This window comes from Bartonella vinsonii subsp. arupensis OK-94-513, from assembly GCF_000278235.1.
Classification (GTDB): Bacteria; Pseudomonadota; Alphaproteobacteria; order Rhizobiales; family Rhizobiaceae; genus Bartonella; species Bartonella arupensis.
Window position 1 is genome coordinate 37,283 of the sequence record NZ_JH725039.1, and the last position, 15,175, is coordinate 52,457.

The following is a 15,175-nucleotide window of genomic DNA, read 5'->3' on the forward strand; positions in this document are numbered from 1 at the left end:
AGTTTCGTATTGTCTCCAATTTTTTATTTTGGGTAGTAAGATCCATAAAGCCGGCATGAAATAAGGCATTTGGTAAGAGGAGATAAGTTGGCAATTGCGGAACAACAGCCCTAATTTTTGGCACGATTTGAATATCAGGCTTAATAGGAACCGGCGCAACTGGTGAAGACGTTGGTGAAAGAGGTGTAGAGGGAGGAGGTGTAGGATCTGTAGGCTGAGAATCTACTGGTTCAGAGGGGACAGCTGGAGAAGGCGTTGGAGGAATAGGTGTAGATGGAACCGAAGGAACAGGTAACTCAGGCACAGGAGCCACAGGAGATTGAGGAACTACTGGATCAGATGGTGCCGCTGGAGAAGGTGTTGGTAAAATCGGTGTAGATGGAACATCCGGAACAGGTTCAGGTACAGAAGAAGGCTCAACTGAAGAAGACGGAGATGATGCAGATGTAGAATCTATAGGAGTAGAGGATGGTACAGGTACAGATGGCTCAATCGAAGAAGGCGTAACTGGAACATCTGGAACAGAGACAGGCGGCTTCCCAGATGAAGAAGACTCCGTCGGAGAAGATGGAGTAGATGAAGGGGCAGTGAGATCCGTAGAAACAGGTTTAATAGTCTCAGTTTCAGAAGAACCATCTTTGGGATTTATATAGATACCTACAAGGCGAAAATCCCAAAAATCTCCTTCACCTGCAACTAATCTATTTTTGGGATCTGCTTGTCCATAAGAAGATCCTAGACCATAGCCACGAAGACGATATTGATAAGGGAAACCATTTATTGTAGCATAACGATCCATGAGTTTAAAAGAATCTTCCGTCGCTTTCCCAGAAACTTGAATAAGTGAAACACTTTGATCTTTCCCATCCTTTATCTTTTTTTCTGAAATTCTGGGAAAATCTTGCATTTCTATGAGAGTCGTTCCCTCAACATCACCATAAATCAAAACGCGATCGGTTTTTTGTGTATCAAATGAACCATCATCATTCAAAAATGCACTGAGCTTAATCCGAGAATTTCCCTTTGCACTATACACTGGTTGCTTGTAATCAGAGCCCTCAAATACTGCCTCGCCTATCCCATATCCATCTCTTTCAAATATATTCGTCGTTGTTCCAATGCGCAGTGTTTGATAATTGTTAGAACTATCTTTCTTAAAAATAACAGTACTATCTAAGAGGCTTAGCGATGAGAGAAATGAATCTGTAGAATTATTTTCCTGTGAATCTTTTTTGCTTTTTTTGAGATACCATGTCGAGCTACGCGTTAACTGTAAATGAACAGTAGAAATATCTTCAACACGTACCCCCCCTGTAAGGGTGGTATCGCTAGCCTTAACAGTTATGGAAGAGTTATTGTCAGCTTTCAACAATAAATCACCAGAGATCCTTGTTCCTTCAGATAACTCAAGAGTAGATTCAGCTCCATAACCATCAGGTCCAGTACTATAAATGGCGATACCATCCTGAACTGTAAAAGTTGTCTTTGATAAAGAAACAGATGCGGTTCCGATGACGTCCCCGTGCGCTTCTGAAAGTTTTTCATCGCTTACATTTAACCGTTCAGAAAACTCTCTTGGACCTACCGCATTAAAATACAAACCATAAGTTTTTTCCCCCTGTATAGTAATATTCGAGCTTTCAATTTTAATATCTGTCTTTTTGAAGCTATTTGATGAATTATATTCCTGAAGCAAATTACCACTACCATCTCCAAAACTTGTAAAATTTTCAATAAAAAAACCATGCATATCGGTAAGTTGAATAGAATTATCCCTCAAATGAACATCCCCACCTTGCGATATATCAAAAGCTTCTGGTAATTTATCGATATTTTTATTATCAACTAGAACAGTATATTTTTTTCCCTCTCCCTTAATGGTCATATTATCAAGAAGATATCTCCCCCCGTATTGTGATGAAAACGCGCCAATCTCCTTAAAAGTAACAGTGCTACCTGACATCCTAACAAAGGCACTAAAACCACTAACAATACCTATATCTTTCGCATTCAAATTATCTGGTACAATCTCAACATTTACACGAACTAAAGCAATATCTGCTTTTTTCCCCGATGCATAAATAGCGTGAGAAATCCCCCCAATCTTCCCATCTGTCATCTCAATGACTCCATTCTGAGCACGAAGAGCAGGTATATCTGCAAAAGTTGAATCTTTTAGAACAAGCTTGCCATTATCTTTTACATAGCCCCCATATGACGATATCGTATTTGGTTTATCACCCATGAAAATCATCTGAGATGCATTAATAACTGTCCCTTCCTTTTCTACATATATAGATGCAATGGGAGGAGAGCTAGGAGAATGTCCGTGAACACTTTTTAAAGAATAGGTTTTACTTCTAATTGTATGTTTTGTACCATCCGCACATTTATAAACACTCTCCGCATCATTACATGTAACTCTAGAATCACTAGACTTCGCATAAGCGCTCATTATTGGCAAAAAAGAAAAAGCAGCCGTTGTAAGAGTATATAAAAACCTATAATTTTTAACTATCATTCTATTGTAACCCCTCTCCCCCCCATCAATATAGAATCCCCCCCCTTTATAATAAAAACAAATAATAACCGCGATACAGCTAAGTTAAACATTTGAAGAGCAAGAAATAAAAAGCTAAAGGTGTGCTTTTAATACTTTCATATAAAATACATTACACTTATTAAAACTTACCCTCTATTTCATGTCTAACTAAAAACGGTAGCGAATACCTCCAGAAAAGCTTGTTCCTGAAAAACCGGCTTTACTAAGCTTATGCTGATAGGTTACGTTTCCATGCACTGAAAATTTTGGCGATAATTGCGCATTAAACCCCAATCCAGCATCTAAAGAAGAACCAAAAGCACTCAACTGAAAGGCATCCCCCAAATGCACAAATTGTTTTTCTCCAAAACTATGAACAAGATGAAGCTTTCCATTGAAAGAAAAAACGCGGCCCTTCTCAGATGCAGACAGTGTCTTAGTTAAACGTCCACCAACACGCACCACCCACTGATCAGGTTTTCCCATCTCAATATCAAATCCATCGATATCAGATGCCTTATCAAAGTGGAGATGTTGATAAACAACTTGAACCTGCGGATCAAAAATAAGACCTTTATATCCTGTCACAAACGCCTTACCGCCAATCAATGAAGCACTCAGAGGATTTCCCTTCAATGTTGTCGTTTTTCCCCTTGCAAGAGTTAGGACATCACCTTGAAACAAGCCATAAGAAAGGAGACCATCCAGATAAAAGCCGGTATCATGCCGCATGCTACCGTATGCTGTAACCAACCATTTATCAAATGCACTTTTTTTGCTCTCTACAATATCCCGAGGCTGTAGTGACATTTTTCCATAAGTCCCCATAATTCCAAAGGTTGTGGTACGATGTGCACTCTCAAGTGTCGTGAGCAAAAACCCTGCCTCTACAGCATTATAATGAAAATTTCCTCCAAAACCATATTCAAGCGCAGAAAGATCCGCAACATAACGCTGACTTCCCCCATAACCCCGCACAAAAAAAGCAGGATTTTCACTCTTTTCTAAAAGCCCTCCAACAGCAGTACGCAATGTTCCCATCTGCTCGTTCTGACTGTTGACATCCATCAAACCAGTCTGAAATAAAGCATTTGGTAAAAGCAGATATGTTGGAACTTGTGGAACAACGGCTCTAACATCTCCATCAGAATGAAGAACTGAAGCCTCAGGATTGGCTATAATAGAATTATAATCAGCACGAGATCCAACAGAACGAGGTACACGGCGAATAAAAACTTTCTTTGTCAACTGAGAAGAAGAGCGGCGAGAAGAACGCTTCACATATTCAGCTTCAAGGCGGAAATCCCAAAAATCACCATTACCATTACCTGATCTTTGCGTAACCAGTCTGTTCTCATCTTTTGCTTTTCCTAGAGAAGAACTTGGTCCATAAGCCTTAAGACGATACCGATAAGGTGCCCCTCTTAAAGCTACGTAATTATTTGCTAATTTAAAGGAGTCTGCCTCCGCTTTTCCATAAACCTGAACGATGGAAACACTCTGAATATCTTTTTGCTCATCTTGGGTATGCCCCTTGCTTTTCTTTGAATCTGCAGAAGCATCTACGACATAAACCTTAGTTTTTCCCTCAACATCACCATAGATTAAAAGCTTATCAGCTTTTATCCCTTTGCTTGGAGCCCCCAAATCCAGATGAGCATTTACAAAAAGCCGTGCATTACCCTTTGCAACGTAAAAGTTCTCTAAGCTCTTATAACCATCCAACCCCCAAACATGAAGTGTCTGATAATTACCATCTTGTGGTTTTTTAAAAACGATGGAGCTGTCATCAAGCCTTATAAAGGAAATTGACGAATCTGTATTCTGCGAATCCTTATGTTTTTTTTCTGGTGACACTGTCCATTGCGATTTATTATACAATACCAATTCAGCATAAGTATTCTTATCAACACGCGTTCCACCTACGAGAAAAGAATTATTAGCTTCAATTCCCACCACTGAGTTATTCTTGGCATCTAATAACAGATTAGCAAAAATACGGGATCCATCTGTTGCCTTAACATAAGGGAACCTTCGAGAATCATCAACATAAACAGCCGTACCATCTAGAACTTTAAAAGTAGTTTTCTTAAATTGAAAATCCCCTAATCTAGAAAGCAGCTCTCCTTCTATATATTCATGATCTGAGAGCCCCCCCTGAAAATATAGACCACGAGCTTTATGCCCCCTGATAGTAATACTAGAGTTCTCAATAAAAAACTGAGATGTGTTTTGCGGATCTGACAAAGACTTATCACTAGAAAAAACAGCCGGCGCACTCTCACCCACTAGACCATAAGCATTAGTGACAGTAATATTACTATCTTTAACAATAAGAGAGCCCCCTTGCTTCACACCAAAAACTGCATGCGCTATGCCACTATGAAGGCCATTTCCTTTTTTGCCATTTCCAGTAACTGAAATTTTATCTAAAACGGTCACTACCTTTGGATCTGCAACAACCTCTGTTGTAATTTGAGATTTTTTAAATTTCAGGGTCTCACCAGATCTTGAATTTGCCTCTTTTCCCGCACCAAGAACTATTTTTTCAGACTTTACAACCCTAGTCTCGATAGAACCAGTCCCCAAAAAATCTGCATAAGACGGATCAACACGCCCATGTCCTTCGCTCGTTCTATATGCATTACACGAAGTAACATTCTGTGCTTTAACATCTATATTATGCACAAAGAAAAAAACAGATGTTGTAAGGGCACACAAACATACATGGCGTTTTAATATTTTAATCATCATTTACTATAAACTTTCTTCTTTCACCCTCATTAAAAACTAAAGAGACATATCTACTGATTGCTCCATTACGGAGCGTTCCAGTAGTTCATTTTGAATTATATGTAAAGCAAAAATCAAAAAAATAACACAATAAAGTCATGTTGTGCCTGTGAATTTTACAGAGAATGTGTCAAAGAAAAGAAACAATTAAAAATGATACTTTAATCTACCAGAGAAATACGTTCCAGAAAAACCAGTCTTGGTAAGTTTATGCGGGTAAATCAAATCACTATAAAATGTAAATTTTGAAGACAATTTCACATGAACATCAAATCCAACATCTCAAGAAAAAACCAAAGCACCAAACTGAAAGGCATCTCCCAAATGCACAAATTGTTCACCACTAAAATCACGAACAAAATGCAACTTACTATAGAAAGAAACGACCTATGCTTTTTAACCAAAGCAAATGTCTGGGTTAAACGCCCACCAACAAGTATTATCCAGTGCTCGGGTTTTCCAATCTTAATCTCGAAAACATCAACATCATGTGCTTTACCGAACTGAAGGTGTTGATAAACAACCTGAACTTGCGGATCAACAACAAAGCCTTCATCCCCTATCATAAACATTTTACCAGCAGCCACGGAAGAAGTGAGCGATTTCCCTTTAGTGTTGCCGTCTTTCCTCGTGTAAGAGTAAAAACACTCCCATTAAAGAGACCATAAGAGAACAAACCATTTATATAAAACCCCATATCATGCTGCATACTGTGCTATATGCGGGCACTGTCCATTTATCAAATGTACTTTCTTGGTTTTGTTTGACATCTCGAGGTCGCAAAGAAATGTTTCCATAATTCCAAAAGAAGTAGAACTGTACTCACTCTCGATTGTTTTAAGTAAAATGCTTGCCTCTCTGGCATGATAATCAAGATCGCCCCCATAACCATATTCAAATGCAGACAAATTGGAAGTGTAATGGTAATTTCTAGAGTAACCGTACAGAAACAAAACAGGACTGTTATCAATTTAATAACTGACGAAAAACAGTGCCTAACGTTTCTAACTGCTTATTTTGATTGTTAAGATCCACAACGCCAATCCGAAACAAAGCATTTGACAAAAGCAGATACGTTAGCACTTGTGGAACAACAGGACAAACAGATTCAGAAAAAGGAACACTAGGTGTAACAGAAAGAGGATGAGAAGCAGAAGAACGCCACAGAACCTTAGGTCCAATGACAGGATCTCCAACTCCTGTAGTCACACGAAAATCTGATACAGGAAGAAAAGGATAACCAGACCAAATGAAATCAGGGATAAGAAGCAAATCCGTATCATCAAAAGAAGAAGAAAGCACAAACTCACTTTCGAAACGAAAATCCCAAAATTCTCCTTTACCTTCAACCAACCTTTGAGCAGAATCTGTTTCTCCTAAATGAGACCTAGGTCCATAAACATAGAGCCTGCACTGATAAGGTGAACCGTACGGTACTATATAACCGTCGTTTAACTGAAAAGAATCTTTTTCTGCCTTTCCAGAAACCTGAATAAGTGAGATCCCCTTGTTATTTCCATGCTTCTCCGTATATTCTCTAAACTTCCAAGAACGCTTCGCACATGAATGATCGTTTCATTAGAAACGTCGCCATGGATTAAAATCCGATCAGTTTTTTGGTCTTGAAGTGCTCCCCCTTTATCCAGATATGTATTGAGATAAAGATGCACTTTTCCTTGCATGCGATAAACTTCACCTGATCCTTCTCCAACAAGAAGTGTTTGATAAACATCTGTTTTTTAGATTTTAGCCCTTCAAAAACAAGAGAACTATCAACAAGATCGATCGATGAAATGGATGAATAATCCCTCAATTGGGAGTAAAACGAAGTAAGATGTTGCTATTTTTCATATCTTGGTCGTGATAAATCCATTGAGAACCATTTATTAGCTGCAGTGCAGCAATAGAACTTTTGTCAACACGAACTCCCCCTACAAGGGTAGAAGCATTTGCCATAATCTTTACATGAGAATTTTCATCCAAACTGCAGCAATAAATCTCCAGAAATTTTTGCACCTTGTGAGAGTTGAACAAGACTCTCGAATTTGCGACTATAAAGAGCCGCGCTTTCTGGAACCATAAAATTTGTCTTGGTCAAATGAACATTCCCCTTTCCGGATAAAACTGTTTTTTCCCCCTCATCAAATTGCGCTTCTCAAATAAAGTTTATCCCATTAAAATCCTGTTTTCTGACCATAAGAGTGGAATTTTTAAGATAAGCAGTATTATTACTATTTCCCTGTACTAAAAGGCCATGCACATTGGTAACATGAACTCATCCGCTCTGAAAAGTAATAGAACCACTACCTTGAGGCATATGAAAAGCGGGATTTTTACCATAACTGCCTTTATTTGCCAATTGACTGCCCCTTCTTATAATAGAAATTTCCTCTAAAATAACTTTTCTGCCTCCGCTTGTTTGAACAGCAATATCATTGGTAAAATCAATCTTCCTTCCATTTCAATTTTCGCTCACCTGACTCAAAAGACTTATTGCATGCATACTCGTTTTAATTTTTACATCACGTAAAAAAAACAAACGACTGTTCACCAGCTACACTGACACCCATTCGGGTTGAATGAAGCAATCCACCTCACATCTCAAATGCTCCATCATCATCAACATCTTCACCTATTGAAAGTCCTGTTAAGGTAGAATAAATGGGAGTAACTCCTCCTTCAGATACTTTTACACCAGTTGTCCAAGGGCTTTTTGACGCATGACCATTTGCACTCGAAATACTGTTAATGGTTATTTTCTCCGCTTCAATCACTGTCTCTTTTCCAAATGCGCCTATAACTCCATCACTTACTTCACCCGTGAGTTGATAAGTTTTATTGGAAATTTCGTGCCATTTACCATAGTTGCACCGATAAAATGACACACTTTCACTAACACACTTTCACTACATGAAAACCACTCCTTATCAGAAGATAAAATATTTGCATCAGCGCTCTCTACAAAGAAAAGAAAAATCGTTGTAAAACAATATAAAGAGAAATGATTTTTAGATATTTTGATCACAAATCTATTGCAAACTTTCTTCCTCTTCCTATGAAAAACGAAAATACGTGTTTTGCTTAATTTGCTTTTATGGCGCACAATATATAAAATACGTTTTGCATTTAATTAATCCATTCTGTGCTTTATGTAAAACCAAAACCCAAAAAAGACTAAAAAGGCCACAATCCAAAATTGTAACTTTCATAAAAAAACGCGTAAAAACACAGCTAAAAATAAAAGTACATTGGCTCAAAAGCAGTTCTTTAAAAACAGCTTATAAATTCATACTAATCAAAATAATCATGATAAAAAGCAAAAATTGGAAACCATTGAGCATACAAGTCTCATCTTATTTTTAGACAAAACAGTAAAAAAGCTCCATAAAAAAGTATTTTAACATTTTAAAAACATGTAAAAAACGCATTAAAACACGAGCAGAAAATTTTAAAAATAGCCCCACAAGTATAGCTTGTGGGGCTATAAAGAAGTGATCAAAATAGAATGAAACTAAAAACGGTAGCGCAATCCACCAGAAAAACTAATTCCGGAAAAACCAGCCTTATTAAGCTGATGCTGATAACTCAGATCTGCGTGAAGCGCAAACTTTTGAGACAATTTGGCATTAAAGCCCAATCCAGCTTCTAGAGAAGAACCAAAAGCTCCTAACTGGAAAGCATCTTTGAAATGCACAGTTTGTTTTTCTTCAAAAGCATGCGTAAAATAAAGTTTTCCGTACATAGAAACATCACGTTCCTTTTCAGATGCAGAAAACATCTTGGACAAACGTCCACCAACACGCGCTACCCATTGACCCAGTTTCCCCATCTCAATGTCAAACTTGTCAATATCGTAAGCCTTATCAAAGTGGAGATGCTGATAAACAACCTGAACCTGCGGCTCAACAACAAAACCCTCATATCCCGTTGCAAATGCTTTACCACCAGTCAACGAAACGCTGAAAGGATTTGCTTTTAATGTTGCTGTCTTACCACGTGCAAGAGTGACAACATCACCTTTGAATACACCATAGGAAAGAAGACTATCCACATAGAACCCCGCATCATGCTGCATGCTTCCATATGCTGTAGCAGTCCATTTATCAAATGTACTCTTTTGGCTTTGTTCAACATCCACTGGTTGTAGAGAAAGCTTTCCATAAGTTCCCATAACCCCAAAAGATATAGCAGTGTTAGCATTTTCGATTGTGTGCAGCAAAATACCTGCTTCTACAGCATTATAGCTAAGATCACCACCATAACCATATTCAAGCGCAGACAGATCTGAAACATAACGGTAGCTCCCACCATAACCACGCAAAAATGAAGTAGGCTTTTCATGCATTTCTACCATTCCACTGGAAGGAGTTCGCAATATCTCCAACTGCCTGTTTTGATTGTTGATATCCATCAAACCAGCATGAAATACACTATTTGGTAAGAGCAAATAAATCGGAACTTGTGGAACAACAGCCTTAACACTGGATTCTGGATAAGGCAAAGGGCGAGACTCCGGAATAGGCTTAGACACAAAACCAACATACCTATTCTCGAGGCGAAAGTCCCAAAACTCTCCTTCACCCTTAACTAACCTTTGAGCAGGATTCGCTTTCCCTAAAGTAGATTCCGGACCATAAGCATAAAGCCTATACTGATAAGGCAAACCGTCCATTGTAACATAATCATTATTTAGCCGAAAAGAATCTTTTTCTGCCTTTCCAGAAACCTGAATAAGTGAGATCCCTTGGTCATTTCCACCACTTCCCGTGTATTCTCCTGGACTTCCAGGAACAATTTGCACATGCACTGTTGTTTTCCCTTCAACATCACCATAAATTAAAACACGATCCGTCTTTTGATTTTGAAGAGCTCCCCCCTTATTTAAGTATGTATTGAGATAAAGATGTGCATCACCTTTCTTTACCCTATAAACACCCCTCCACGGACGATAAAGATCCCTGTGTCCTTCTCCAACTTGAAGTGTTTGATAACCATCATCTCTGTTCTCTGTGAGTTTTTCAAAAACAATAGAACTGTCAGAAAGCTCTACCTCTAAAATCGATGAAACACCTACAGAGTCCGAACTCTGTAATTTTTCATATTTAGGTTGCGATAAAATCCATTTTGAATTATCCGTTAACTCCACCGCAATAATAGAATTTCCATCTATAATTCGAGCTCCTCCTTTAAGTATAGATGCATCTGTTGACAATGATATACGCGAATTACCATCAGCTTTCACCAATACATCACCAGACAGTATTGATCCTTTTGAAGCTCTAACGAAACTATTCCACTTGGTGCTATAAACAGCTGTACTGTTTGGAACTATAAAAGAAGTTCCCGTTAAATGAACAACATTCACCCCTAACCTTCTCCTGTCAGCAGGTATAGCATCTCGATCGAACAAAAAGTACACACCATAAAATGTATCACTCCCCCTCACTGCAACAGAGGTGTCCCTCAAATAAATCATATGATCTATCCCCCGTGATAAAATGCCATGGGCACCAGTCACATCAACTTTACCTTTACTAAAGTCTATATATCCACCAGCATGAAACATATAAAAAGCTGAATTTTCACTATTCGTTGACTGACCATGCCCTGTAATAGAAACGTCATTCAAAAAAACAGCTCCTCCTTTCACTGTTTTAACTGCGACACCATTTGTAAAGTCAATCACTCCTTCTTTTATATGAATCTTTCCCCCATCACTTGCCACTACACTGTACTCCCAAAAGTTCTCTTTCGAACCATCAGCATTTGGAGAACCACTAATAGTTATATTCTTACCATGAATAGAAGTACCTTTTCCAGATGCTTCCAGCGCGATAGTTTCATCTGCTTTTTGATCAGATTTCTGATATTTTTTATTGAAAATTTGATGCGGTTGAGGAGTTTTACACCGATAAGATGGGGCATCTACATTGCATGTAAATTGATTCTTGCCATTTTCTACCAGAGCATTAACGACAGCACGAGTTTGCACCTTAATATCATTGGTATCACTTTGTACCCTAGCATTTACATTAGGTATAAAAAAAAGAATAGCTGTTGTGAAAGCATAGAAAGACAAATGATTTTTCAATAGTTTTACCATAATTTTACCGTCGTTTCTTCAATAAATTTACAAAAAAGCATATTATGTATGCTCGAATTGCCGTTTCAATAAATACGTTTTGTTGATATATTTTGTTCAAAAATAGTATGTTTTGTGTTTTATGTAAATACTAAATCAAAATACCCATTCTAAATCTTGTCATTTTTATTAAGAACTTATGGAAAAACAATTGAACAATGATGTGAAATTCACTAAAATATTGAACCCAAAACAATTTTAACAAGTTTCCTCTATTAAAAAATCGCTATAAAAGAGAAAAATTGGCACTTCTGAACACAAATCTAACTTCATATTTCTTCAAGAAGAATTTAAAACAACTGAAAAACGCATTTACAATATAGGAAACATGTCATTCTTAAAAACACTCGTAAGAATACGAACACATAAAACAAAAGAAAAAGGCAGCACACTGTGCTGCCTTTCCTATAAAGGTACGTATTGTACCTTATCCTAGAAGTGATAGCGGATTCCTCCGGAAAAACTAGCTCCAGAAAAACCGGCCTTAGTCAGTTTATGCTGATAACTCAGATCACCGTGAAGTGCAAACTTTTGAGACAATTTGGCATTAAAGCCTAACCCAGCTTCTAGGGAAGAACCAAAAGCTCCTAACTGGAAAGCATCTTTAAAGTGCACGGATTGTTTTCCTCCAAGACCATGAGAAAGGTGAAGCTTACCATAGAAGGCAACAACACGCGCCTCATCACTTGCACTAAGCGTTTTGGTTAACCGACCACCAACACGTGCTACCCATTGATCAACTTTCCCCATATCGATATCAAAGTCATCAACATCATGCGCCTTATCAAAGTGGAGATGCTGATAAACAACCTGAACCTGCGGATCAACAACAAAACTTTCATCCCCTATCATAAACATTTTACCAGCAGTCACAGAAGCACTGAGAGGTTTTCCCTTTAACGTTGCTGTCTTACCCCGTGCAAGAGTAACAACATCCCCCTTAAACAAACCATAGGAGAGAAGACCATCAACATAACAACCCGCATCATGCTGTATACCGCCGTACGCTGTAACGGACCATTTATCAAATGTACTCTTTTGACTTTGTTCAACATCCAAAGGTTGTAGAGAAAGCTTTCCATAAGACCCTATAACCCCAAAAGATGCATTACTATGTGCATTCTCAATGGTTTGTAGTAAAGCACCTGCCTCTATAGTATGATAATCCAGCTCACCACCATAACCATATTCAAGCGCAGACAGATTTGAAGCATAACGATAACTCCCACCATAGCCGCCCACAAAAAAGGCAGGCTGTTCATCACTTTTCAACAATCCTCCAGAAGCAATTCGTAAAGATTCTAAGCGATTGTTTTGACTGTTAATATTCATCAAACCCGCTTGAAACAAGGCATTGGGCAAAAGCAAATAAGTTGGAACTTGCGGAACAACAGCCTTAACTTCGGGTTTAGGATGAGGTTCCGGAGCTGGTCCTGGAGCTGGAGGCGGCGTTGGGCTCGGTGTGGGGGCTGGACTTGGAGGCAGAGGCGTTGGACTTGGAGCCGGTGCTGGATCTGGTTTAGGAACAACATATCTATTTTCAAGACGAAAATCCCAAAAGTCTCCTTCACCCTCAACTAATCTTTGATCTGTACTCGCTTTCCCTAAAGCAGATTGCGGTCCATAAGCATAAAGCTGATACTGATAAGGAGAATGGCCTGCTGTTACATAACCACCTTCCAACAGAAAAGAATCTTCATGCGCACTTCCAGAAACCTGAATGATTGAAATACCTTCATCATTTCCACCATTCCCCGTAAGCGCTCCAGGACTTCCTGAAACACCCTGCACATGCACTGTCGTTTTTCCAGCAACATCCCCATAAATCAAAACACGATCCGTGTTTTGATTATTCATTGGTCCCCCAGAATTCAGATAAGTATTAAGATAAATATCCGCGCCATCTGTTGCTTTATAAACCTCACCCGTTCCTTTTCCAATTTTGAGTGTTTGATAACTATAATTCTGGTCAGGTTTTGATGATGTAAACTTAATGGAACTATCACTTATAAGATTGACGAGCGAAACAGATGAAACTTTTGTCAAACCAGCGTTACCCTGCTCTCTGTATCGTTTCTTTTGTAAAATCCATGTTGAGCCATCACCCAAATAAAATTTAGCAGTAGAAGTCTCATCAACATCAACTCCTCCTTCAAGAGTAGAAGAAACAGCCAAAACTGCCACAGAAGATTCCTTCTCAGCTTTTAAAAGGAGACTGTCTGAACTCAAGAAACTTTTCGTTAAACTCACAACACCAGAAGTTTTGTCGGTACTGTAAATTGCATTATCCTGAGCTGAAAACATTGTCCTCTGCAAATTAACAACCTTCAATCTGCCTAGAGTTTTCTCTTCCTTTGAAGCTTCTTCATTATTAAGTTCTTCCCTTGGTTTCCCTCTCTGAAAATATATACCATAGGCGTTGTTTCCACGCACCTTAACATCAGAAGATTCAATATTGACCTCTGTTGCCTTAATATTATCTGATAAGCCTTCAAGCGGCAGGATTGAATTAAAAGTAGCTACAGTGTTTTCTGATAATATGCCATGGACATCAGTAACATCAATAATCACATTTTTAAAATTAACTTCCCCCCCTAAATCTATACGCACAACCGCATGATCCTTGCCTTTGTCACTCTTCCCAGTAATTTTAACATTCTCGAGATTTATTTTTCCACCTAACATCGAAGAAACCCCATGGCTGTTCATAAAATCAACTGATCCACCTGACATCCAAACTTCTGAATTATCATAACTTAAAAGACTTGCGATTCCATTAGCAGTCTTAATTTCTGTATCTTCTAAAAGAACAAACGAATTATCTGTTGCATCAACACCCTCATGACTTTTCTTAATCTTTCCATTTTTTACCTCAATCACTCCATTACTCGCACGAAGAGCTATATTTGTGCCTTTAAGAACCGAATCTTCCAAAACAATCTTTCCGTTCTCTGTTACAGACACACCCACTAGAAAAGTTTCATCAGAAACTCGACTACTAACCTTTACATTTTTTCCCGTAACTTTTGTACCTATCCCTTTTACTGTTATAGTAGTAAGATTAGAACGATTCGCAATCGTATAAAATCGATTATCAATGGTATCGCTTGTGCAGTCATCGCATATATAATATAAACTATCATATACTATAAGCTTCGGATTACCGTTCTCGTTAGAATATCCATATTTCATCAATCCACTATATCTCCTAAGAGGAAAGTTCGAGTTATTCCTCCTAGGAATGCTATTAAAGGAAGGTGGGAATTCATGCCCATCAATATGGATTCTATTCCTTTCGATATCACCATTCCTACCGATCACAGCAACATCGATATCGGTCATGACCGGAAAGACATCGGTATAAAACTCACGACTCTCCTCTGTATTTGCACAAACCCCTATTCCACTTTGAAATAAAGAAAAGAGAGCCGTTGTGACAGTATATAAATACACACGATTTTGAAAAACTTTAATCATAGTTCCCTCGAAACTTTTCTTCCCCTCTCATTGAAAACAAAAGCTCTAATAAAAACACTCCGGTAAGCACCTCAAAATACGAAAAAGGTGGAACCAAAAGAATGCATTTACCGCTCATCGGAACCGTGTAATGAATTATCTCAATAAACGTGGCAGAAGCTCTAAGCACAACACAACAAACTACCTGTAAGAGAATAATTTCTAAACACAATCTATGAGTG

General features: G+C 38.3%; 9 protein-coding genes. All 9 read right to left on the reverse strand.

Annotated features, from left to right (window positions below; genetic code table 11):
- Positions 1–2,521, reverse strand: a 2,521-nt coding sequence (locus ME1_RS07275; RefSeq protein ID WP_004864992.1) for a hypothetical protein, incomplete at its 3' end; no start/stop codon positions are given.
- Positions 2,522–2,710: 189 nt separating this feature from the next.
- Positions 2,711–5,296, reverse strand: a complete 2,586-nt coding sequence (locus ME1_RS07280; RefSeq protein WP_004864993.1) for an autotransporter outer membrane beta-barrel domain-containing protein — start codon at positions 5,294–5,296, stop codon at positions 2,711–2,713.
- Positions 5,297–5,592: 296 nt separating this feature from the next.
- Entirely contained in the window at positions 5,593–5,907 is a 315-nt protein-coding gene (locus ME1_RS07285; RefSeq protein WP_004864994.1) for a hypothetical protein, read from the reverse strand.
- A 394-nt stretch (positions 5,908–6,301) separates the two neighbouring features.
- Positions 6,302–6,637, reverse strand: coding sequence for a hypothetical protein (locus ME1_RS07290; protein WP_245256303.1), 336 nt, complete (start codon positions 6,635–6,637; stop codon positions 6,302–6,304).
- Between the two features lie 507 nt (positions 6,638–7,144).
- Positions 7,145–7,291, reverse strand: a complete 147-nt coding sequence (locus tag ME1_RS08010) for a hypothetical protein (RefSeq protein ID WP_155815203.1) — start codon at positions 7,289–7,291, stop codon at positions 7,145–7,147.
- A 19-nt stretch (positions 7,292–7,310) separates the two neighbouring features.
- Positions 7,311–7,433 carry a hypothetical protein gene (locus ME1_RS08335; RefSeq protein WP_280642151.1) on the reverse strand — a complete coding sequence of 41 codons (123 nt, stop codon included), beginning with the start codon at positions 7,431–7,433 and terminating at the stop codon, positions 7,311–7,313.
- A 496-nt stretch (positions 7,434–7,929) separates the two neighbouring features.
- The gene (locus ME1_RS07730) at positions 7,930–8,220 is read right to left on the reverse strand and encodes a hypothetical protein (RefSeq protein ID WP_004864996.1); all 291 of its coding nucleotides are present in this window, start codon (positions 8,218–8,220) and stop codon (positions 7,930–7,932) included.
- Between the two features lie 626 nt (positions 8,221–8,846).
- Positions 8,847–11,438 (reverse strand): autotransporter family protein, encoded by a 2,592-nt coding sequence (locus tag ME1_RS07300; protein ID WP_004864997.1) that lies wholly within the window; start codon positions 11,436–11,438, stop codon positions 8,847–8,849.
- A gap of 471 nt (positions 11,439–11,909) precedes the next feature.
- Entirely contained in the window at positions 11,910–14,954 is a 3,045-nt protein-coding gene (locus ME1_RS07305; RefSeq protein ID WP_004864998.1) for an autotransporter family protein, read from the reverse strand.
- Positions 14,955–15,175: the final 221 nt, after the last annotated feature.